Source organism: Paeniglutamicibacter psychrophenolicus (genome assembly GCF_017876575.1).
GTDB classification, from domain to species: Bacteria; Actinomycetota; Actinomycetes; order Actinomycetales; family Micrococcaceae; genus Paeniglutamicibacter; species Paeniglutamicibacter psychrophenolicus.
This window is the reverse complement of sequence record NZ_JAGIOE010000001.1, coordinates 2,293,780-2,315,768: the sequence shown is the minus strand read 5'-3', so window position 1 is coordinate 2,315,768 and position 21,989 is coordinate 2,293,780. Positions and strand designations below refer to the sequence as shown.

Here is a 21,989-nt window from a genome sequence, read left to right as displayed (position 1 = left end):
GCGCCACTTTCCCGCACGGGCCTCGGTCAGACAAATACACCGGACGAAAAAGTGGTCTAGACCTCACCGAATTTCATCTCCGAGGCGGCGCGAGGTGCCCAAACACACGAAAATACCCCCGGAAACCGCTGCATCAAACGATTGACGCGGCAGCTTCCGGGGGCTTTCACAACCCTGTCGAGCTAGACGGCGGGAACAGCCGAAGCCGCCGCACGTGCGGCGGCCGGGAGTGCGTCGAAGATCTTGTTCATGGCTTCGTCGTCGTGCGCCGAGGAGAGGAACCAGGCCTCGAAGACGCTCGGCGGCAGGTAGATGCCGGACTCCAGCATCGAGTGGAAGAACGGCGCGTAGCGGTAGGCCTCTTGGGCCTGGGCCTGCGCGTAGTTGTGCACGCCGTTTTCCGAGGTTCCGAAGGCGACGGAGAACAGGTTGCCCGCTCTCTGGATCGAGTGGTCGACGCCGGCGGCGGCAAGCGCCCCGGTGAGGGCGGCCTGCAGTTCGAGGGACTTCGCGTCGATGTGCGCGTAGACCTCGGGTGTTGCATTGGTCAGCTGTGCGATGCCCGCTGCCATGGCCACCGGGTTGCCCGAGAGCGTGCCGGCCTGGTAGACCGGGCCCAGCGGAGCCAGGTAGTCCATGACCTCGGCACGTCCGCCCAGGGCCGCGGTGGGCAGGCCGCCGCCGATGACCTTGCCGAAGGTGTAGAGATCCGGGGTCCAGCCCTCGGTGCGGCCGGTCAAGCCCCAGTACCCGGCGTCGGAGGCGCGGAACCCGGTGAGCACCTCGTCGAGGATCAGCAGCGCGCCGTTGGCGGTGGTGGTCTCGGCCAGGAACTTGTTGAAGCCCGGTTCCGGGGTCACGACGCCCATGTTGCAGGGCGCGGATTCGGTGATGACCGCGGCGATTTTGGGGCCATGTTCGGCGAACGCGGCGGTGATGGCCTCGCGGTCGTTGTACGGCAGCACCAGGGTCTCGGCGGCGGTGGCCGCGGTGACGCCGGCGGAGCCGGGCAGCGCCAGGGTGGCCAGGCCGGAACCTGCGGCTGCAAGCAGGCCGTCAAGGTGGCCGTGGTAGCAGCCGGCGAACTTCACGATCAGGTCGCGGCCGGCGTAGCCGCGGGCCAGGCGCACCGCGGTCATGGTGGCCTCGGTGCCGGTGGAGACCATGCGCATGCGCTCGACCCCGCCGAAGCGGTCCATCACCAGTCGGGCCAACTTGCCCTCATCCGGGGTGGAGGCGCCGAAGGACAGCCCACGGTCAACCGCGGCGTGCACGGCATCCTGGATGGCCGGGTGCGCATGGCCCAGCAGGGCCGGGCCCCAGGAGCAGACCAGGTCGACGTAGGAGTTCCCGTCGGCGTCGGTCAGGTAGGCTCCCTTGGCACCGACCATGAACGGGGGCACCCCGCCCACCGAGCCGAAGGCGCGCACCGGGGAGTTCACCCCGCCGGGCATGAGCTTCTGGGCGGTGGCAAAGAGTTCAGCTGAGCTGGTCATTACTTTCCTTCTTTCAGCCACTGGGCGATTTCAGAAGCCCAGTAGGTCAACACGGTGTCGGCGCCGGCGCGGCGGATGCCCAGCACGGATTCGAGGATTGCTGCGCGGCGGTCGATCCAGCCGTTGGCTGCGGCGGCCTCGATCATCGCGTACTCGCCACTGATCTGGTAGGCGGAGACCGGAACCGGGGACATGGCGGCGACGTCGGCCAGCACGTCGAGGTAGCTCATGGCGGGTTTGACCATGACCATGTCGGCGCCCTCGGCCAGGTCGAGTTCGACCTCGAGCATGGCCTCGCGGCGGTTTGCGGCGTCCATCTGGTAGGTGCGGCGGTCCCCGGTCAGCTGGGAATCCACCGCCTCACGGAACGGGCCGTAGAACGCGCTGGCGTACTTGGCGGCGTAGGCCAGGATCGAGACGTCCTGGTGGCCTGCCTCATCCAGGGCCTGGCGAATGATGCCGACCTGGCCGTCCATCATGCCCGAAGGGGCGACGATGTGCGCTCCGGCGTTGGCCTGGGCCACGGCGAGCTGGCCGTAGATTTCCAGGGTCGCGTCGTTATCGACGTTGCCCGCCGCATCCAGCACGCCGCAGTGGCCGTGGTCGGTGAACTCGTCCAGGCAGACATCGGACATGATGACCAGCTCGTCGCCGACCTCGGCGCGCACCGCCTCGATGCCCAGGTTCAGGATGCCCTTCGGGTCAAGGCCGGCGCTGCCGGTCGCGTCGCGGGTCTCCGGGATGCCAAAGAGCATGATGCCGCCCAGGCCCAGCTCGACGGCCTCGGCCGCGGCTGCCTTGAGCGTGTCCATGGTGTGCTGCACGACCCCGGGCATGGAGGTGATCGGGTTGGGCTCGGTCAGGCCTTCGCGGACGAACGCGGGCAGGATCAGCTGTGGGGGGGCCAGGGTCAGCTCGGCGGTGAGCCGGCGCATGGCGGGGGTGGTGCGCAGGCGGCGGGGCCTGCGGGCGGGGAATGACATTCTTCGCTCCTTGTGAAGCTGGTGTGGTGGTAGCCAAGTCTTAGGTGGCTGGATCGGTGGAGGCTGCATGGGTGGAGGCGGCAAGCGTGGAAGCTGGGTGGCGGGTGGCAACAACGGCGGCTTCCCAGGCGTCCGCAAGCCCCTCGGGGGTCGGCAGGGCGGCGATGCCCGAGGGTTCCAGCCCATGCTCGCGCAGCCGCTTGGCGGTGCTGTCCCCGATGGCGATCAGCGCTTGGCCCCCGGTCAGGCGCGTAGCGGGGTCCGGGAGCAGTGCCAGGAACTTGTCGACGGTGCTCGGCGAGGAGAACATGACCGCATCGATCCCGGCCAGGGCCTCGGGGAGTTCGGGGACCGTGAGCAGGTACCCGCCCTCGGGCAGCGCGGGCGGATGCCCGATCCCCGAAGCATGCAGTGCACGTGCCGGATCCGCCGGGGCGGTCACGGTGTTGTAGGCGATGACGATGTCCGCATCCCAGCCGTGCGCCGCGAATCCGTCGCGCAGCGTGGCCGAGGCGATGTCCGCCTGCGGGGCGAACACCCGTGCGGCCGAGGTGCGCAAATCCTGCCAGTCGGCGAGCATGCCGCGGGCCGAGTGGTCGGTGGCGGGCATGAAGTCGATGTGCGCGCCGAGTGCACGCACGGCCTGCGCGGTGGCTTCGCCGACCACCGCGACCCGGGTGCCGGAGGGGATGCGCAATTCCACGCCCAGCGCCGCGGCCCGGGCGCCCAGCGCGGTGAGCGTGTTGACGGAGGTGAACACGCACCAGTCGTAGTGCCCGGAAAGCATTCGCCGCAGGCGCGCATCGAGTTCCGCGGTGTCGGCGGGCAGCTCGAAGTCGATGAGCCGGCACACGGCGGTGCGTGCGCCGCGTGCCGCAAGGACCTTTACGGTCGCCGCGGCACGGTCGGCACTGCGCAGCAGCAGGGCGGTGCGCCCCGCCAACACCCCGGGATTCGACATGGTTCCTACAGTCCCGCCAGCTCGGCCGCGCCCTCGCGCAGCAATTGCTCCGCCAGGGCGACGCCCAGGGCCGCTGCCCCGTCGAGCGTAAGCTCCCGGGTGGTGGCGGAGCGCCGCATGGTGTCGGATCCGTCGACCTTGCAGGCCACCGAGTCAAGCACCAATTCGTCCCCGCGGACGGTGGCCAGGGCGCCGATGGGCGCGGCGCAGCCGGCCTCGAGGCGTGCCAGCAGCGCGCGTTCGGCGGTGACCGCTAGGCGCGTGTCGGAGTCGTCCATGGTTTCCAGCGCCGCGTCCACCGATGCGTGTCCGGTGCCGCCGGTCCGCACCTCCACGGCCAGGGACCCCTGGCCGGGGGCCGGGAGCATGATTTCCGGGTCGAGGTACTCGGTGATGTGCGAGTCCAGGCCCAGGCGTTCCAGGCCGGCTGCGGCCAGGATCACCGCGTCCAGGTCGCCCTGGGCGGTGCGCCCCACTCCCCCGTCGTCCTTCTGCGCCGGCGAGCCCTTGACCCTGCCAAGCCGGGTGCCGACGTTGCCGCGGATGTCCACGATTCTCAGGTCCGGGCGGAAGGCCAGCAGTTGCGCGGCGCGGCGCGGGGAACCGGTGCCCACGGTGGCGCCCTCGGGCAGCTCGGCCAGGAAGAGCCCGTCGCGGGCGCACAGCGCGTCGCGCACGTCCGCGCGCGCCGGGGTGGCGGCGATGACCAGGCCGGCCGGCTGCGTGGTGGGCAGGTCCTTGAGCGAGTGCACCGCCATGTCGCAGGTACCCTCGTACAGTGCCTGGCGCAGGGCGGCGGCGAACACGCCGGTGCCGCCGAGCTGCGAGAGCGGACCGGTGGTCACGTCGCCCTCGGTTTTCACCAGCACGGTGTCGTAGGGGACCTGGGCGATCTCGTGCAACTGCGACGCGACATGCCCGGTCTGGGTGGTGGCCAGCGCGGAGCCGCGGGTGCCGATGGTGAAGCGGGAGGCGCTCATGGTGCGGGCACCCCGACCTCGGAGTCGACGGCGGCGATGGTGGGCTTGACGGTGCCGTCGCGCATCACCTTGGCGCAGCAGTTGGGGCGGCAGACATCGAACCAGGGACCGAGCTCGGCGACCGAGGCGCGGCCCGGCTTCAGCGCGGCACCGTCGGACCCGGCCAGGCGCTCGGAGACCAGGTCGACCATGCCGGAGACGAAGTCCGCGTGGGTGCCGGGGGTCGGGGCGCGGTGGAAGGCCAGTCCGAGTTCGGCGCAGGTTTCCTTCGCCTCGGTGTCCAGGTCCCAGAGGACCTCCATGTGGTCCGAGACGAAGCCGATGGGCATCACCACGACCCCGGCGACGCCGGCTGTCTTGTACTCGGTGAGCGCGTCGTTGATGTCCGGTTCCAGCCACGGCACATGCGGGGCGCCGGAGCGGGACTGGAAGACCAGGGAGTGCTCCAGGCCGGCGGCCTCGGGCACCCCGGCCAGGATCGCGTCGGCCACCGCGAGGTGCTGGGCCGAGTACAGGTCGGTGTCCAGCTCCGCGACCAGGTCGCGCGGGCCGGCGGCCTGCGCGTCGGAGGTCGGGATGGAGTGGGTGACGAAGACGATCTTGATCTCGCCGCCGGGGTTGCCGGCCGCGGCCAGCTGCGCCCGGACCTCGGCCAGCGAATCGCGCAGCCCGCCCATGAACGGGGTGACGAATCCGGGGGTGTCGAAGTACTGGCGCACCTTGTCGACCTCGAGCTTGCCCTCCAGGCCGGTCTCGCGCAGCGCGACGCCCAGGTCCTCGCGGTACTGGCGGCAGGAGGAGTAGCCGGAGTACGCGCTGGTGGAAAGCATCAGCACCCGGCGGTGGCCCTCGGCGTGGATCTGCTCGATGGTCTGCCCGACATAGGGCGCCCAGTTGCGGTTGCCCCAGTAGACCGGCACGGCGATGCCGCGGGCGGCCAGCTCGGCCTCGAGGGCCGCCTTCAGCGCGCGGTTCTGCGCGTTGATCGGGGACACCCCGCCGTTGGCGCGGTAGTGGGTGGCGACCTCCTCGAGTCGCTCGTCCGGGATGCCGCGGCCCTTGGTGACGTTGCGCAGGAACGGGATCACGTCGTCCTGCCCCTCCGGTCCGCCGAAGGAGGCCAGCAGGATCGCGTCGTACGCCTTGGGGGCCATCACCCCGTTCTCGTCGTACCCGGTGCGCGGATCGAAGCCCTGGCTCATCGCAGGACCTCGGCGACCTCGGCGGTGGAGATGCGGCGGCCGGTGTAGAACGGGATTTCCTCGCGCACGTGGTTGCGGGCCTCGGTGTAGCGCAGGTGGCGCATCATGTCGACCAAATCGATCATGTCCGGGGCCTCGAGGCAGATCTGCCATTCGAAGTCGGAAAAGGCGAAGGCCGCCACGGTGTTGGCCAGCACGCCGGGGAAGTCGCGGCCCAGGATGCCGTGGTCGCGCAGCATCTTGCCGCGTTCCTTCGGGTCAAGCAGGTACCAGTCGGTGGAGCGGACGAACGGGTAGACGGTCATCCAGGCCTCGGGGGCAACGCCGCGGGCGAATGCCGGCGAGTGGTCCTTGGCGAATTCCGCCTCGCGGTGCACGGCCATGGTCGAGTAGACGATGGTGGTCTCGGCGAAGAGGTAGGAACGGCGGATCTTGCGCACCGCGGCCTGCAGGGACTCGGCGGTCGGGCCGTGCACCCAGGTCATCACGTCGGCGTCCTCGCGCATGGCGGAAACGTCGTAGGTGCCGCGCAGGGTCACGCCCTCGGCGGCCAGCTCGGCCACCAGTGCGTCGAACGCCTCGACGCCCTCGGACCGGTCCAGGTCCGAATCGCGCTTGAAGACGGTCCACAGGGTGTAGTACATGGTCGCGTCGGCACCCGCTGCTTCGCGGTCGCGGATGACGGGTGAATTGGATTCCACTGCACTCATGGGTTGGTTCTCCTGCTTTCTTTGCGGTACTTCGCCTTCCGGCGAAGTGGTTCTCGTACGTGTTGCGAAAGTCTGTGGTGCTTCACCCGTCCTGCACGCCGGGGCGGCGCCGGACGGGAAGGGATGGGTCAGCTGGCGGTGATGCGCAGCCGCTTGCGGGTGTCGTTGACAACGGCGGCCAGACCGGTGCCGGCCAGCCAGGCGCCGACCAGCTCGAGGCCCGGGTGCGCGGAGGCGATCTCGCGGATCGCCGCCACGCGCGCCGCGTGCCCGGTGGTCGCGAAGGGCAGCGCGCCGGAATAGCGCACGACGTCGAAGCCCAGCACGTCCCCGGCGGTGATTTCCATGCCCAGCAGCACCGAGGCGTCGGCCAGCGCCGCGTTGCGCAGCGAGGCGTCGTCGGCGTTCACCAGCGCGGACGCCACGTCGTTGAGCCGGCCGTAGGACAGGCGCAGCACGTGCGAGCCGGGGCCCGATTCGTCGCCCAGCCACTGCCACTTGGCGGTCGCGTGGGTCAGCGCCTTGGCCCCGACGTTGTCCGCGGTGGGCGCGACCAGCAGGCCGGTCCCGCGCGGGGCGTCGTCGAGCTCCGGCTTGTCGATGACCAGGGTGACCAGGGAAATGCCCGCGCCGGGTGCCGGGCGGTGGATGGCGAAGGCCTCGTCGACGCCGACCAGCAGGTCGACTGCGATTGTCCCGCCGGTGGCCACCACGACGCGTTCGGCCAGCACCTCGCGGGGCGCGGCCGGGGTCTCGGGGACGGGGGCCGTCTCGGCCGGGGGCTTGCCCGCCCGCCCGGGACGTACGTGCTTCGCGGCGGCCGGGGCCGGGGCGTCAGCCAGCAGAACGCGGAAGCCGGAGGTGCCCTCGTGGGGTTCCAGCGCCACCACGGCGCTGTTGGCGTGCAATTCGACGCCCGCGGACAACAGGTCGGCCAGCAGGGCTGCGGTGAGCCGGTTCATGCCCCCGACCACCGAGGCGACGGCGGATCCGGCCGGGGCCGCTGCGCGCATGGCCGCCACGGCGCGGGCCAGCGAGCCGTGCTTGAGCACCGCGGCACGCAGCCCGGGGGCAATGGCGTCGACGTCAAGGGTGTCGGGATCGGCCGAGTGCACGCCCGAGACCACGGGGGTCACCAGGTTTTCCAGCACCGCCGAGCCCATCCGGGAACGGACCAGCGCGCCGAGGGACATGTGGCCCTCGGTGATCTTCTTCGAGACCGGGGTGATCAGGTCGGCGGCGGCGCGCAGGGCCCCGGCGCGTCCCACGGCGCTGCGCACCTCTTCGGCCCACGGGTCCCCGGGGATGCCCAGGATGCCGGTGGCCGGCAGCGGCTGGGCGACCGATTCATGCCCGCGCTTCAAATACAGCCAGGCGCCCCCGGGTTCCGGGGTGGTGATGTCATCGCCCAGGCCCAGTTCGCCCAGCAGGTCGGCGACGGCGGTGGATCGGGTGGCGAAGGATTCTGCGCCGGCATCCAGCCTGAGTCCGGCGACCTCGTGGACGCCCACGCAACCGCCGAAGGCCGCGGAGGCCTCGTGGACCTGGACGCGGTGTCCGCTGATGGCCAGTTCGCGGGCGGCCACGAGCCCGGAGATGCCGCCGCCGATGACCACCGCGAGCGGGCCGCTGGGGCCGGGGGCTGCGGCTTCGGTCCCGCGGGCCCGGGCCAGCAGGCGCATGGCGTGGGCCGCGGCGTTGGAGGCGACGGGGGCGCGCCGGGCCTTGGCCGGTGCCTTCTCGGCGGCAGCTGCCCCCGGTGCCGGTGCCGCCGTGTCAGGCGTTGCCGTTTCAGGTGTTGCCGCATCCGCGGTGCCATCGGCGGCGTCGGCCGAAGGCGTGTCGGTCACCGGCGCGGTCCTGGATGTCCCGTCGTCGAGGTCCGCCGCGAGCTGGCCGCGTGGGCCGGGGGTTGCGGCTTCGGTGCCGCGGGCACGGGCCAGCAGGCGCATGGCGTGGGCCGCGGCGTTGGAGGCGACCGGGGTGCGCCGTGCCTTGGCCGGTGCCGTCTCGGCGGCTGCTGCCGTCGGTGTCGCCGTGCCAGGCGTTGCCGCATCCGCGGTGCCGGCGGCGTCGTCGGCCGAAGGCGTATCGGTCACCGGAGTGGTCCCGGATGTCCCGTCGTCGAGGTCCGCCGCAGCGCCCGAAAGGCGCCGGGCCGTTCCGGCTTCATTGGCCGAGCCACGGCGTGGCTGCTCTTCGACGTTTGGCACCATCAACTCTTTTCAGGGAAACGAATGTGTATCTTCGAAGGCGCCGGACACGATGCGCGGCGTCCGCGCGGCGCTGGGCCGTGCGGCCAGCGCACCGTGTCCTGCACCCGGTACTGCTTCTTCTAGCTTAACGCCCGGCCACGGGGATCGAGTGGATGAGTTCAACCACACGCGTGAGGGTTTCCGGGTTGGTCTCCGGCGGCACGCCGTGGCCCAGGTTTGCCACGTGCGACACGGCGGTGTCACCCGCGGCGAGCACCTCGCGCACGTGCACCTCGAGGATCTCCCAGGGGGCCGACAGCAGCGCCGGGTCGATGTTGCCCTGCAGCGGGATGTCCCCGCCGAGGCGGCGGTTGGCCTCGTCCAGCGGAATGCGGTAGTCAACGCCCATGACGTCGACGCCGACGTTGCGCATGGCGCCAAGCAGTTCACCGGTGCCTGTGCCGAAGTGCACCAGCGGGACGCCGGTGCCGCGCACGACATCCAGGGCGCGGGCCGAGGCCGGGGCGACGAAGTTGGTGTAGTCGGCCAGCGAGAGCGAGCCGGCCCAGGAGTCGAAGAGCTGCCCGGCGGAGGCGCCGGCCTCGATCTGGGCTCGGAGGAACGCACCGGAGGCGTCGGCGGCCCAGTTCGCCAGTTCTTCCCAGACGCCGGGCTCGGCATGCATCATGGTGCGCGGGCCCATGTGGTCGCGGGACGGGCGTCCCTCGACCATGTAGGCGGCAACGGTGAACGGGGCGCCGGCGAAGCCGATCAGCGGGGTGTTGCCCAGCTGCTCGACGGTCATCGCGACGGCCTCGCGGATCGGGTCCAGCGAGGCGTCGGTCATCTTCGGCAGCGCACGCACGTCGGCGGCGGTGCGCACCGGGGTGCCCAGCACGGGGCCGACGCCCGGGACGATGTCGACGTCGATGCCCGCGAGCTTCAGCGGGATGACGATGTCGGAGAAGAAGATCCCGGCATCCACGTCGTGCCGGCGCACCGGCTGCAAGGTGATTTCCGAGGCCATCTCGGGGCGCAGGCACGACTCAAGCATTTCGGTGCCCTCGCGCAACTTGCGGTATTCGGGCAGCGAACGGCCTGCCTGGCGCATGAACCACACGGGTCTGCGGCTTGGCTTCTGGCCGCGGTAGGCGGTAATCAACGGGGAATTGGCGGTACGACCGTCCATCAGCGGGTGGTTCTGGCTCAACGTCATGCTATTGATTCTGCCAACATATCGGCCCGAACCGTAATCCACACGCCCCCAGCGAACGTACGCTGCATGGTATTGGGCGACCTCGTCACATCCGATGCTCTACAACCAGTAGAAGCGCTATCATGGGAGGCACTGTGGTTTTACTATCTCTCGTTGCCTCTCATTCAGACATCGACCTCGAGACCGTGGCAAAGATCAGTGCCGACGCCTCCCAGGTCGCTTCCGTCGTGCTCGCTTCGGCCAGCCCTGTTGCCGGCGCCATCACCCTGGCCACCTGCAACCGCTACGAAATCTATTGCGAAGTGCCGCAATCAGAGGACGTACCTGCCGCGCGCTCGGAGGTGATCACCCAGATTGCCGCCAGCACCGGGCTTTCCGAGGCCACCATCTCCACCGCGCTGGTCTCCAAGACCGAGACCGAAGTCATCGAGCACCTCTTTTCCGTCGGCGCCGGACTTGATTCCGCCGTCATCGGGGAGCGAGAGATCGCCGGCCAGGTGCGCCGCGCCCTGAACGAGGCGCAGGCAGCCGGGACCGCCACCGGTTCCCTGGTCCGGCTCTTCCAGGCCGCCTCGCGCACCGCCAAGGACGTCGGATCGCGGACCTCGCTGGGATCGCGCGGCCTCTCGGTCGTCTCCGTGGCGCTGGATTTGGCCACCGACCTGAGCCGCGAGCCCGACTGGGGCTCCAAGAACATCGTCATCTTCGGCACCGGCGCCTATGCCGGGGCCACCATGTCCCTCTTGCGCGAGCGCGCGGCCCACAACGTCTCGGTGTTTTCCGCCTCGGGCCGGTCCGAGGCCTTCGTCGCCACCCGCGGGGGAACCGCGCTGGACGAGTCCACGCTCGAGGCCGCCCTCGAGGCCGCCGATGTCATCATCGGGTGCAGCGGTTCGGACCACCGCCTGATGGCCGCCGACATCGCGAGCCTTGACCGCGGTTCCCGCCCGTTGATCGCCATCGACCTGGCCCTGACCCACGACTTCGACCCGGAACTCGGCTCGCTGGCGAACGTGGAGCTGATCAACCTGGAGTCGGTGCGCATGGCAGCCCCCGAGGAGCAGGCGCAGTCGCTGCGCCAGGCCCGCGGCATCGTGCTCGACGCGGCCGAGGCCTTCGCCGCCGAACAGCGTGAGCGTGCAGCGGATGCCGCCATCGTGGCCCTGCGCCGGCACACCCAAAAGGTCCTGGAGGCCGAGGTCGAGAAGGTCCGCGCCCAGCACGGCTGCACAGCCGCTGCCGAGGAAGTCGAATTCGCCATGCGCCGGATGATGCGCCAGCTGCTGCACGTGCCCACGGTCCGTGCCCGCGAGCTGGCCGCGGCCGGGCGCGCCGGGGATTACATCGACGCCCTGGAGACGCTGTACGGGCTTGAGGTCGAGGTGCCGGTGGCACCCTCGATGAAGAAGTCGGGCACCTGTCCGGTCACCGGCATCCAGGGCACCGAGGCCGGGAACCTCGCCGGGGCCGACTCCATCCAGCAGGCCGGTTAGTCAACTCCGGCACACGGGTCGGCACGGCCGGGCACCGGGCACCACGCAAGGGGCACCGCGGGAAACATCTTCCCGCGGTGCCCCTTTGCCGTCCAGCGCGTGCCGGTACCGGTCCTGGACATCCCCATGTCCAGGGCTCCCCCCTTCGGGGGGGCCGGGTGCTGCCTTTGGGCAGTGGTGTCGATCAGGCCGGTCGCTTGCCGGCGATCAACTGGGCCGCCGCCCGCTTCTGCGTGCTGCTGCACTTGCCGTGGTACCCGGTGTAGTAGGTGCTGCCGTCGGCCAGGCGTCCGCTGCGCTTGGCACCCATCGAATCGGACATGCAATCGGCCAGGTGCTCGATCCCGTATCCGTCACGGCGCGGGTTGATCTTCTCCGCATGGCGAACCAGCTTCGAGAAGCCCCTGGGATACGCCTTGAACTGCATGATGTGCGCGCATTCGTGTAGGGCCACGGCCTTGATCGGTGCCGCGTTCGGGTCCGGGTGGCCCACCCGGCTCAGCGTGATGCGCCGTGGACTGGACTGTGCGTAGTACTCGTTCTTGCGGTGGCTCACCCGCACGGTGGTCCGCGGGCAGTATCTGGAGATGTTCTTGGAGACCGCCTTGGACCATGCCGCGTCCGAGTACGTCCGGGTGCCCGGGCCCACGGCCTTGCCCAGTGAAGCCTTTTTCACGTGCTTCAGCGCGACCCAGCCGGTCTTTCCCTTGTACTGGACCCGGACCCAGGAACGCGACTTGTTCCTGGCGTTGTCCACGGTTCCGAGGGTGTAGTCCCGCCCAATGGTCGCCAGCTTCTTGCCGCCGTTGGCCTTCGAACGCAGGACGGTCGACTGCTTGGCGGTGTACTTCGCCACGACCAGGCGCTTGAGCTGGTTGGACTTGACCCAGCCGGTGCGGCCCAGGAACTTGATCTGGGTGTAGCCCTTCGAGGTCTTGCCGGTGCCCCAGACCTTGTACCCCTTGGTGGCCGACCCCAGCCGGGCCCCGGCGCCCTTGCTGCTGCGCGGCCTGATGGTGGCGGTGGTGATGTAGTGCGGCTTTGAAGCGCCGACGGTGCTGGACCCGGCCAGCACGATCGACTGGGCGGATGCGTCCACCGGCATCGCCGGTGCCGTTGCCGGAGCAGCGGCCGGAGCCGGAGCCGCCAATGGTTTCTCGACGACGGTGGCCGTGCCCGGCCCTTCGCCGGCCGACGGTGCGGACAGCAGGCCCTGCGTGAGGGCCAGTGCGCCAACGAGCGCAAACAGGAATGTTTTCATGTGGTGCCTTAAACCTCAGTGCCCTCCCCAACGAGCAACACTTCAGTGTGAACACTCACAGGGTAGTGGAACCCCTGACGCACGTTGGCCACCGCGACACGGCAAAATCGCCCCGGAAACCCGCCAATCCACCGCTGACAAGCTGGTTCAACGCATCAGTAGGCAGCCATGCGCGGATCGACATCACTGATCCAATCCAGGATTCCGCCCGCAACATGACGCACGCGCGCGTAGTCCCCATCCAGCAGGAAGCGCAGCACCTCCCCGGATCGACCCCCGGACTTGCAATGCAGGATGATCTCCCGATCCCTGGGCAGCTCGATTTCCCCGCCCAGGATCGCCCCGCGCGGGGCGAGGATCGCCCCGGGGATCGAGGCGATTTCGGCCTCGCCCGGCTCCCTGACATCGACCAGCAGGAAGTCTTCCTTCCCCTCGGTGCGCAGGGCGAGCAGGCGCGCCAGCTCCCTGGCGTCGATGCTGTGCGCGGCCATCCGCGCAAGCCCCTGTGCATCCAGCGCGGGGACCGAGCAGAAGTCGTCGTAGCTCTCCAGCAGGCCGGTGATCGGCGGGAGGTCGGGATCGGGCAGCAGGGACACCTCCCGCCAGGTCATGTCCAGCGAGTCCAGGATCAACAGCCGCCCCAACAGCGAGCGGCCGACCCCGGTGATCAGCTTGATGGCCTCGGCCACCATCACCGAGCCGATCTGCGAGCACAGCACCCCGAAGACCCCGCCCTCGGCGCAGGAGGGCACTGTGCCCGCCGGCGGCGGGGTCGGATACAGGTCGCGGTAGTTCGGGCCGTGGGCGTCCCAGAAGACGGATACCTGGCCGTCGAAGCGCAGGATCGAACCCCAGACGTACGGGATGCCGGCGAGCGCCGCGGCGTCGTTGACCAGGTAGCGGGTGGCGAAGTTGTCGGTCCCGTCCAGGACCAGGTCGTATTCGCCGAAGAGCTCCACGGCGTTGGTGGCGTCCAGCCGGTGGTTGTGCACCCGCACGGTGACCAGCGGGTTCAGTTCCTTGATGCGCGCAGCGGCGGATTCGGTCTTCGGTTGGCCCACGGTGAGGGTGGAGTGGATGACCTGGCGCTGCAGGTTGCCCAGGTCCACCTCGTCGTCGTCGATGATGCCCAGGGTGCCGATGCCCGCGGCTGCCAGGTAGAGCAGCGCGGGGGCACCGAGCCCGCCGGCGCCGATGACCAGCACCCGGGCATTCTTCAGCCGGCGCTGCCCCGTCATCCCGATCTCCGGGATGATGATCTGGCGCGAGTAGCGCAGCAATTCCTCCGGCAGCAGTTCGTCCCCGGGCGGCACGAGGGCCGGCAGCCGGCCGGCGGCGACGTTCTCGTATCGGGTGGCGGGGTTGTTGCGCTGGTTCATGTATTCACCATAATGCTTGTGCGGCGCGTTGGCGCCGGTCCGGCATCCGTCGTTACCCAAGAGTAGACTTGTGCGGAATGTCGCCCGTTTTCGATTCGGGCGGCGAGCTTTCGCGAAAGGGCCGATGTGACTACTCCCCCAAGCCGCGGCGGCCGGACGCAACGGATGCCGCGCGAGGCCCGTCGCCGCCAGCTGCTCAACGCGGCCCACCAGGTCTTTGTGGCCCACGGCTTCCACGGGGCCTCGATGGATGAGATCGCCGAGGTCGCCGAGGTGTCCAAGCCGGTGCTGTACCAGCACTTCCCGGGCAAGCGGGAGCTGTATGTCGCGCTGCTCGATGCGCACATGGACGAGTTCAGCGCACTATTGCAGCAGGCCATCAATTCCACCACCGACAACAAGTTGCGGGTGGGCGCCACGATTCGCGCCTACTACGAGTACATTTCCAGGGATTCGCAGGCGTTTCGGCTGATCTTCGAATCCGACCTGCTCAACGACGAGTTGATCGGCGGGCGCATCGAGGCGTTCAACGCGAAGTTCGCCGGCCGCATCGCCGACGTGGTGGCCGAGGACACCAGGCTTCCCCCGGCACAGGCCCTGCTGATGGGCCGGGCCATGGCCGGGATGGCCCAGGTCTCGGCGCGCTACTGGGTGGATATGGCCGACGAGGTGTCCATGGAAGAGGCCAGCGATCTGGTCTCGCGTTTAGCTTGGCGCGGAATCGGTCGATTCCCCAAGGAATCCTGACGTAAATTCGACACTAGATGTTGGTCGGCGCCACCGGGCTCCGGCACATGCAACAAACCAGGAAGGCCACCATGGACGTTCGCATTGGAATTCAGAATGTTGCCCGCGAGATCGTGATCGAGTCCGCCGAGGATGCCGAGGAGTTGGCCAAACGCGTTTCCGACGCACTGGCGGCAGGCGGGGAACTTCGCCTCACCGACTCCAAGGGCAAGCTCATGCTGGTGCCCGTCGCGGGCATCGCGTATGTCGAGATCGGTGTCGAGGAAGCACGCCGCGTGGGCTTCGCCCATTAGGCACTGAGTCACCAGGCAGGTGGGGGAGGAACGGGCAACCGTCCCTCCCCCACCTGTTTAACCCCTCCGTGCGGCTACTGGAACGCCGGAGGTTCGTCCCGCTGCTCGGTGTTCAGGCCCACGCGGTTGCCGTCGGCATCCGTGTAGATGCTCAGGGCCGGTGCGTGGGTCCGGTCCCCGGCACCTGCATGCGGCTGAAGTGCCTCCTGGAGCGCCTCGAGCCCGGAATGGGACATGAACTTCTCGACGTGGATGCGGTTGGCGCTTGGCGTTGCCGTGCCCTCCAGCCGGATCCGCGGGTTGCGTCCCTCGGGATCCACCAGGAACCCGTCGCGTCCCTTGCGGTAGCCCATGACGCCGATCCAGAAGTCCTCCAGCTTGGCCGGATCCTGCGTCTCGATGCCGAGGTCGACGTCCTGGTGGCGATGGGGCACCGCGACGGCGCCCGAGTCGGTGGCGGCGAATTCCAGCAGCGACGCCAGGGCCACATCTCGCAGGGTGATTTCGTCGCCCACATCATGGGAGGTGGTACGAAGGAAGATGGCGCTCGCCCGCCAGTCGACATCCGGGTGGTGGCCCTGGTGCTCGGCGGCCTCGGCCACCAGCGCCAGGAAGTCGACGGCTTCCCGGGTGCCCGGGAACGTCCAGGCGCAGACCAGCGATCCTTCCCGCTTCCTCCACGACGGCAGTTCCTTCAGCGCCCTGGCGATCTCGTAGTCGGTCAGGACGCGGGTGGGTGAGTCCTTGTCAAGGCCCATGGTGGTGGTTCTCGTTTCTTGTGGTGCTGTCATTGGTCGGTGTTTGCCCCGGCGCGGGCAGTCGGCACGGCGCGGGGCCCGAAGCAGGTCGGCGGGACCCGGGCCGGCAGACTCAGGCGGTCATGCCCAGCTGGCGCATGCGCCGCGAGTGGTTCTCCACCAGCCGGGCAAAGAGCCGCGTCATTTCCTGTCCGCGGCCGTCGGGGCCCTCAAGCTGCAGGGCGCCCCAGTAGTCGTATTTCTCGCCGATCTCCCTGGCCTGGGTCAGCGCCTCTCCCAGCAGCCGCCGGCCCCAGAGTGCCAGGCGCGAGGCCCGCTCGGGACGGTCGGTGATGGCCAGCTGCAGCCGCTCACGCAACCATTCGGTGTTCGCCTGCGACGTCTTGACCTCGTGCACCAGGGTGCGCACCTCGGGTTCCAGTCCGGAGGCAATCAGCGCGTAGAAGTCCGCGGCGACCCCGTCGATCACATACACCTTTGTCAGGGACTCGTACCAGTCCCCCGGCTTGGTCCGCCTGTGCATTTCGTCCAGCGAGGCCATGAACGGCTCGATGACCTCCTGCGGGTCCAGTCCGCGCTCGGCAATGCGCTCGCGCACCATCTCGAAGTGCCCGAACTCCTTCACGGCGAAGCGGCCCAGGGTTTCGCGGTCCACCAGGGTCGGCGACAGGCGCGCATCGGAGGACAGGTGCTCGAAGGCCGTGAGTTCCTGGTAGGCGATCAGCCCCATCAGGGCCAGCTCCGCGTCGTCGGCGGCGGCCGCCGAACCATAGGTCAAGGGTGTTTTGGTCATGGGTTCAGCGTACTCGGGGCCCAACACGCGCGGCACGTCGATGCCACGGAAGCGGCCGGGTGGTTATGCTGGCGTTGTGAGCCACCAATACATCGCATTGACCCCCGAGGCCCGAAGCACCGCACTGGCCCAGGCCCTCAAGGCCCTGGAAACGGAGTTCGAGGTTCGTTCCGAATTCCCGGCCGAGGTGCTGGAGGAAGCCGAGCGCGCCATCGCGGGCTTCGAGCTGCCGCCCATCGACAAGCGCGGGATCGAGCTGGTCACCATCGACCCGGCCAGCTCCACCGACCTGGACCAGGCCCTGCACCTCTCGCGCAGCGGCGAGGGCTACCTGGTGCACTATGCGATCGCCGATGTGCCCGGCTTCGTGGCCCTGGGCGGCATCCTCGACGCGGAGACCAGACTGCGCGGCCAGACCGTGTACCTGCCGCACCGGCGGATCTCGCTGCATCCCGAATCCATCAGCGAGGACGCCGGTTCGCTGCTGCCGAACCAGGACCGCAGCGCCTACCTGTGGACCTTCACCCTCGATGCCGAAGGCGCGGTCACCGACACCGGCCTGCAGCGGGCCATCGTCCGCAGCCGGGAGAAGCTCAGCTACGTCGGCGTCCAGGAGTCCCTCGATGCGGGAACGGCCACCGAGATGCTGCAATTGCTGCGCGAGATCGGGCTCAAGCGCATCGAACTGGAACGGGCCCGCGGCGGGGCCTCCCTGCGCATCCCCTCCCAGGAGGTCGAATGCATCGATGGCACCTACAAGATCGTCTCCGATGCCCCACTGCCGGTGGAGGACTGGAACGCGCAGATCTCCCTGATGACCGGAATGGAGGCGGCCCGCATCATGCTCGAGGCCAAGGTCGGGCTGCTGCGCACCATGCCCGCCCCTGCCCAGAAGGACATCAACATCTTCCGGCTCCAGGCCAAGGCGCTGGGCACCACGTGGGAGCCGACCCAGCCCTATGGCGAGTTCCTGCGCTCGCTGGACCTGGCCGATCCGCGGCAGCTTGCCCTGATGCACCAGGCCACCAGCCTGTTTCGCGGGGCCACGTACACCGCGATCGACGGCGAACTGCCCCCGGACACCGTCCAGGCCGCCATCGCCGCACCCTACGCGCACACCACTGCCCCGTTGCGCCGGCTGGTGGACCGCTTCGCGCTGCTGGTCTGCTCCTACGCGGTCACCGGCCAGGAAGTGCCCCGGGGACTTCGCGAGGTGCTGCCCACCCTGCCGGATCTGATGAACGACTCGAACCGCGTGGTGAACAAGATCGAACGCGCTGCCATCGACACCGTGGAGGCCGCCTCGCTGGCCCACCGCGTGGGCGAACGCTTCCGCGCGGTGACACTGACCGGTTCCGAGGAGTCCTCCAACGGCAACCACCGCTCGCTGGGGACCCTGCAGCTGGAATCCCCCGCCGTCATGGCTCCGTTCGAGGGCAGCGCGCAGGCCGGGGTGCACGTCGAGGTGGAACTGGTGCATGCCGACCTGGCCAGCCGCAAGGTGCTCTTCCGCATCGTGGGTGCCTAGCTTCCCGCCGAAGGCCCGCCCAAGCGGTCGGGGCGGGCAATACCGTATTTTCATCGGGTCCACGATATGCTTGAACGGTATACAAGGATGCCCGGTCGCGTACCTTGAAAAGAATTCATGCGGGATTACCCAGCGACTTCCGCGCCCCACGTGGTCAGATCCACTTGACCGCTAGCTAAGCCTGCGATCGGCTCCGCTGGAAGCACCCCGATAGTGGTGGACCTCCGACCCCTCTTCCCCGGTATTCACGGGGACGGTCGTCGAGCACCCCTCTCCTAAAGTGCCTAAACGAATGAGACCCCCTGTGTTGAATACAGAACACCAGCTCACCGCCGATTCGGCGTCTGAGGCAGTGGACATCGAAGAATCCCTGTCCACCGATGAAACCCCGCACGAAATCCCGCAGCTGACCTTCGCCGACTTCGGCGTGCGCGCCGACATCGTCGAGTCCCTGACGGACGCCGGGATCATCCACCCCTTCCCCATCCAGTCGATGACCCTCCCGGTTGCACTGGGCGGGCACGACATCATCGGCCAGGCCAAGACCGGCACCGGCAAGACCTTCGGCTTCGGCATTCCCGCGCTGCAGCGCGTGATCGGCCCCGACGACGAGGGCTACGACAAGCTCCCGGCCCCCGGCGCCCCGCAGGCCCTGATCGTTGCACCGACCCGCGAACTCGCGGTCCAGGTCGCCACCGACATCGCCAAGGCAGCCACCAAGCGCAACGCCCGCATCGCCACGATCTACGGCGGCCGTGCCTACGAGCCGCAGATCGAGCAGCTGAACAACGGCGTCGAGATCGTGGTCGGCACCCCCGGGCGCCTGATCGACCTGCACCGCCAGCGCCACCTGAACCTGAAGAACGTGCGCATCGTGATCCTCGACGAGGCCGACGAGATGCTTGACCTGGGCTTCCTGCCCGACGTCGAGACGCTGCTGGCCGCCACCCCGGCGATCCGCCAGACCATGCTTTTCTCGGCCACCATGCCCGGCCCGGTCATCGCGATGGCCCGCCGCTACATGACCAAGCCGACGCACATCCGCGCCGCGGATCCGGACGACGACTCGATCACCAAGAAGGACATCCGCCAGGTCGTCTACCGCGCCCACCAGCTGGACAAGGACGAGGTCGTCGCCCGCATCCTGCAGGCCGAGGGCCGCGGCCGGACCATCATCTTCACCAAGACCAAGCGCTCCGCGGCCAAGCTGACCGACGAGCTGATCGATCGCGGGTTCGCCGCCGGCGCCATGCACGGCGACCTGGGCCAGGGCGCCCGCGAGCAGGCGCTGCGCGCCTTCCGCAACAACAAGGTCGACGTTTTGGTCGCCACCGACGTCGCAGCCCGCGGCATCGATGTGGACGACGTCACCCACGTGATCAACCTGCAGTGCCCGGAAGACGAGAAGACCTACCTGCACCGCGTGGGCCGCACCGGCCGCGCCGGCAACAAGGGCACCGCGGTCACCTTCGTTGACTGGGAAGACGTCCCGCGCTGGGGCCTGATCAACAAGGCCCTGGGCCTGAACGTCACCGACCCGGTCGAAACGTACTCCTCCTCCCCGCACCTCTATGCGGACCTGAACATCCCGGCCGGCACCAAGGGCCGCCTGCCGCGCCACGCGCGCAAGCTCGAGGGCCTGGCCGGCGAGAAGCTCGAGGACCTGGGCGAGACCGGCAAGAAGAACGCCCCGCGTTCCGGCGGCCGTTCTTCCGAGGGCGGGCGACGCGGAGAGCGCTCGGACCGTTCGGAACGCAGCAACAGCGGTGAGCGCGGCGGACGCCACGGCCATTCCCGCGGCCGTTCGGACCGCCCTGCCCGCGAGGGCGAACGCCACCGCGAAACGGCCGTCGCCGCCGATTCCGGGGAGCAGTCCGCTGCCGCCGCCGATCGCCCGGCCCGCACCCGCAGCCGCACCCGCACCCGCCGCAGCGACGGCGAAGTCGTGACCAACAACGACGCCGAGTAGATTGACGCCCAGCCACTAGATGACGTTGACCAGCATTCCCGACGGGCCCATCGCCGATCCTACCCAGGAGACCGATGGGCCCGCCGCTGCATCCCCAGCCACCGCCTGGGATCCCGCGGGGCCCAACCTGATCGTCCACGCGGAAAACGCTGCGTTCCTACCGACGCTTCCGGACGAATCATTCACCTTGATCTACGTCGATCCCCCGTTCAACACCGGGCGTACGCAAAAGCGCCAGGTCACCACGGCGGTCCGCGCGGCCGCCGGCGAGGGCGACCGGGTCGGCTTCCAGGGCCGGAGCTACTCCACCCTGCGCGGGGACCTGCACAGCTACGACGACGCCTTCGACGACTACTGGTCCTTCCTGGAACCGCGCCTGCGCGAGGCCTGGCGGCTGTTGGCCGACGACGGCACCTTGTACGTGCACCTGGACTACCGCGAGGTGCACTATGCCAAGGTCATGCTTGATGCGATCTTCGGCCGGGAGTCGTTCCTGAACGAGATCATCTGGGCCTACGACTACGGCGCACGTGCCAAGTCCCGCTGGCCGGCCAAGCACGACAACATCCTGGTGTACGTGAAGAACCCGAAGACCTTCCACTTCGATTCGGCGGAGGTCGACCGCGAGCCATACATGGCCCCCGGGCTGGTCACCGCCGAGAAGCGCGAGCGCGGCAAGCTGCCCACCGATGTCTGGTGGCACACCATCGTCTCGCCCACGGGCAAGGAAAAGACCGGTTACCCGACGCAGAAGCCCGAGGGCATCCTGCGCAGGATCATCAACGCGAGTTCGCGCGAAGGCGACTGGGTCCTGGACTTCTTCGCCGGCTCCGGCACCACCGGGGCCGTATCCCAGGCGCTGGGCCGCCGCTTCGTCTGCGTGGATGAGAACCCGCAATCCATTGCGGTCATGACCAAGCGCATCCCGAAGGCCACGATCCTGGACACGTTCGAAGACTGAGCACCCGCACGCAGGCTGCAATTGGTCGCCGGTCGAGAGACCGACATGTCCACCACTTGGATCTGCCGCTACACTGAACCCCAAGTTGTCTCGAATCCCCCAGGCGACTTGGGGTTCAGTGTTTTCAGGAGTGATCATCATGACCGATATGGATTCCCGTGCCCAGCTTGCAGCAATGCTTGCCGAACAAGCTCTCCAGGTTGCGACCAAACTCAAGCCCGGATCGTGGGAGTCGGTGCAGGCGTTGTCCACGCTGTCCATCGCACAGAGCCTGCTGACCATGAACCAGCAACAGCAGGAGCCCTGAGGGCCAGCCTGGCCTGTGGACAACCTCTCCCAAAGGCCTTGGAACGGGGTTAGGATGTCTGCTAATTGACTCCGACCGAATCGTAGGCCAGTGGCATGTTTGCGAAAACCAGAAAAGTCATCGTCGTCTTGAGTTCGGGTGCGCTCCTGCTGGCAGCGGCAGGATGCGGCGGTAACGCCGACCCTGTCGAGCCCACTATTTCACCTTCGACGCCCACAGCTACATCTTCCACCTCTTCTCCGAGCGTATCTCCCAGCCCAACGGCAAAACCATCGCCAAAGCCGATAGCTTCTAGTTCCAAGGGACCGGCAAAGAATTGGCCGGTCCCCAAGATGCCGGATGCCGCAATGAAGAAATCAGAGGCTGGCATTAAGGCATTTGCCGAGTACTATTACGCGCTCATTGAGTACACGATCCAAACGAACGATACGAAACCGATCAAGCAGGTGACAAAACGTACTTGTGTTGAGTGCGCCAGCGGCTTCATTGATCCGTTCGACAACAACAAGAAGGCTGGCTCTTGGCTTGCAGGAGCTGACTTTGAAGTCACCGTTACGAAGAGCATCTTGCAGCCAAAGAACGGAGTCGTTCTCTACACATCCACCCAAAGCGAAATGGTCGCTTACATGAGTGATGGAACCAGACAAGGTGTCTTTCCGGCAAGCGAAGAGCCGTTTCCGGCCACCATGCTCCTCAGTTGGGATAGCGGCTGGTCAGTGGAGACGCTTGAATACCTGGACGTGAAGTGACATGTCGG

21 protein-coding genes are annotated in these 21,989 nt (G+C 68.4%); 8 read left to right on the top strand and 13 right to left on the bottom strand.

The features are described 5' to 3' along the window. Positions 1-182: 182 nt before the first annotated feature. The 8 genes from hemL to hemE form a co-directional block, all read right to left on the bottom strand. The gene (gene hemL / locus JOF46_RS10525) at positions 183-1,496 is read right to left on the bottom strand and encodes a glutamate-1-semialdehyde 2,1-aminomutase (protein ID WP_209907243.1); all 1,314 of its coding nucleotides are present in this window, start codon (positions 1,494-1,496) and stop codon (positions 183-185) included. Continuing rightward, the gene (hemB, locus tag JOF46_RS10520) at positions 1,496-2,479 is read right to left on the bottom strand and encodes a porphobilinogen synthase (RefSeq protein WP_209907242.1); all 984 of its coding nucleotides are present in this window, start codon (positions 2,477-2,479) and stop codon (positions 1,496-1,498) included. Before hemB ends, hemL begins: the two co-directional genes overlap by 1 nt. Positions 2,480-2,519: 40 nt before the next feature. Beyond that, the gene (locus JOF46_RS10515; protein ID WP_209907241.1) at positions 2,520-3,440 is read right to left on the bottom strand and encodes a uroporphyrinogen-III synthase; all 921 of its coding nucleotides are present in this window, start codon (positions 3,438-3,440) and stop codon (positions 2,520-2,522) included. 5 nt (positions 3,441-3,445) lie between these two features. Next, positions 3,446-4,420: a hydroxymethylbilane synthase gene (gene hemC, locus JOF46_RS10510; protein WP_209907240.1), complete on the bottom strand. Its 975-nt coding sequence runs from the start codon at positions 4,418-4,420 to the stop codon at positions 3,446-3,448. Continuing rightward, on the bottom strand, positions 4,417-5,622 hold the full coding sequence (locus tag JOF46_RS10505; protein WP_209907239.1) for a ferrochelatase: 1,206 nt from the start codon (positions 5,620-5,622) through the stop codon (positions 4,417-4,419). Before JOF46_RS10505 ends, hemC begins: the two co-directional genes overlap by 4 nt. Continuing rightward, entirely contained in the window at positions 5,619-6,332 is a 714-nt protein-coding gene (hemQ, locus tag JOF46_RS10500; protein ID WP_425355050.1) for a hydrogen peroxide-dependent heme synthase, read from the bottom strand. Before hemQ ends, JOF46_RS10505 begins: the two co-directional genes overlap by 4 nt. 128 nt (positions 6,333-6,460) lie before the next feature. Next, positions 6,461-8,545: a protoporphyrinogen/coproporphyrinogen oxidase gene (locus JOF46_RS10495; RefSeq protein WP_342592420.1), complete on the bottom strand. Its 2,085-nt coding sequence runs from the start codon at positions 8,543-8,545 to the stop codon at positions 6,461-6,463. Positions 8,546-8,672: 127 nt separating this feature from the next. After that, positions 8,673-9,743, bottom strand: coding sequence for a uroporphyrinogen decarboxylase (gene hemE / locus JOF46_RS10490; protein WP_209907238.1), 1,071 nt, complete (start codon positions 9,741-9,743; stop codon positions 8,673-8,675). A 134-nt stretch (positions 9,744-9,877) separates the two neighbouring features. Here hemE and JOF46_RS10485 point away from each other — a divergent pair, with 134 nt between their 5' ends. Beyond that, complete coding sequence (locus JOF46_RS10485; protein ID WP_209911819.1) at positions 9,878-11,236, top strand: glutamyl-tRNA reductase; 1,359 nt, start codon at positions 9,878-9,880, stop codon at positions 11,234-11,236. 184 nt (positions 11,237-11,420) lie between these two features. On the opposite strand, the gene JOF46_RS10480 is transcribed toward JOF46_RS10485, so the two are convergent. Together JOF46_RS10480 and moeB are read right to left on the bottom strand one after the other, a co-directional pair. Further along, the gene (locus JOF46_RS10480; protein WP_209907237.1) at positions 11,421-12,497 is read right to left on the bottom strand and encodes an SH3 domain-containing protein; all 1,077 of its coding nucleotides are present in this window, start codon (positions 12,495-12,497) and stop codon (positions 11,421-11,423) included. A gap of 155 nt (positions 12,498-12,652) precedes the next feature. After that, a complete protein-coding gene (gene moeB, locus JOF46_RS10475) occupies positions 12,653-13,876 on the bottom strand; it encodes a molybdopterin-synthase adenylyltransferase MoeB (RefSeq protein WP_209907236.1) in 1,224 nt (407 codons plus the stop codon). Between the two features lie 165 nt (positions 13,877-14,041). On the opposite strand from moeB, the gene JOF46_RS10470 reads away from it, so the two are divergent. Together JOF46_RS10470 and JOF46_RS10465 are read left to right on the top strand one after the other, a co-directional pair. Beyond that, positions 14,042-14,623 (top strand): TetR/AcrR family transcriptional regulator, encoded by a 582-nt coding sequence (locus tag JOF46_RS10470; protein ID WP_209911817.1) that lies wholly within the window; start codon positions 14,042-14,044, stop codon positions 14,621-14,623. 71 nt (positions 14,624-14,694) lie between these two features. Beyond that, positions 14,695-14,916, top strand: coding sequence for a DUF3107 domain-containing protein (locus tag JOF46_RS10465; protein ID WP_209907235.1), 222 nt, complete (start codon positions 14,695-14,697; stop codon positions 14,914-14,916). A 74-nt stretch (positions 14,917-14,990) separates the two neighbouring features. Here the strand turns inward: JOF46_RS10465 and JOF46_RS10460 are convergent, their stop codons facing one another. Together JOF46_RS10460 and JOF46_RS10455 are read right to left on the bottom strand one after the other, a co-directional pair. Next, a complete protein-coding gene (locus JOF46_RS10460; protein WP_209907234.1) occupies positions 14,991-15,707 on the bottom strand; it encodes a 4a-hydroxytetrahydrobiopterin dehydratase in 717 nt (238 codons plus the stop codon). 79 nt (positions 15,708-15,786) lie between these two features. Further along, the gene (locus JOF46_RS10455) at positions 15,787-16,467 is read right to left on the bottom strand and encodes a ferritin-like fold-containing protein (protein WP_245348083.1); all 681 of its coding nucleotides are present in this window, start codon (positions 16,465-16,467) and stop codon (positions 15,787-15,789) included. Positions 16,468-16,543: 76 nt separating this feature from the next. On the opposite strand from JOF46_RS10455, the gene JOF46_RS10450 reads away from it, so the two are divergent. The 4 genes from JOF46_RS10450 (at position 16,544) to JOF46_RS10435 (ending at position 21,232) form a co-directional block, all read left to right on the top strand. Beyond that, positions 16,544-17,995: an RNB domain-containing ribonuclease gene (locus tag JOF46_RS10450; protein ID WP_342592419.1), complete on the top strand. Its 1,452-nt coding sequence runs from the start codon at positions 16,544-16,546 to the stop codon at positions 17,993-17,995. A gap of 307 nt (positions 17,996-18,302) precedes the next feature. After that, positions 18,303-19,964 carry a DEAD/DEAH box helicase gene (locus JOF46_RS10445; RefSeq protein ID WP_245348462.1) on the top strand — a complete coding sequence of 554 codons (1,662 nt, stop codon included), beginning with the start codon at positions 18,303-18,305 and terminating at the stop codon, positions 19,962-19,964. Positions 19,965-19,983: 19 nt separating this feature from the next. Further along, positions 19,984-20,925, top strand: a complete 942-nt coding sequence (locus tag JOF46_RS10440; RefSeq protein ID WP_245348082.1) for a DNA-methyltransferase — start codon at positions 19,984-19,986, stop codon at positions 20,923-20,925. 139 nt (positions 20,926-21,064) lie between these two features. Then, complete coding sequence (locus JOF46_RS10435; protein ID WP_209907231.1) at positions 21,065-21,232, top strand: hypothetical protein; 168 nt, start codon at positions 21,065-21,067, stop codon at positions 21,230-21,232. A 61-nt stretch (positions 21,233-21,293) separates the two neighbouring features. Here JOF46_RS10435 and JOF46_RS10430 read toward each other — a convergent pair whose 3' ends face one another. Further along, positions 21,294-21,602, bottom strand: a complete 309-nt coding sequence (locus JOF46_RS10430; protein WP_209907230.1) for a hypothetical protein — start codon at positions 21,600-21,602, stop codon at positions 21,294-21,296. Between JOF46_RS10430 and JOF46_RS10425 the strand changes: the two genes are divergently transcribed. Continuing rightward, the gene (locus JOF46_RS10425; RefSeq protein WP_209907229.1) at positions 21,580-21,981 is read left to right on the top strand and encodes a DUF6318 family protein; all 402 of its coding nucleotides are present in this window, start codon (positions 21,580-21,582) and stop codon (positions 21,979-21,981) included. The two genes, JOF46_RS10430 and JOF46_RS10425, sit on opposite strands and share 23 nt — an antisense overlap. Positions 21,982-21,989 lie beyond the last annotated feature (8 nt).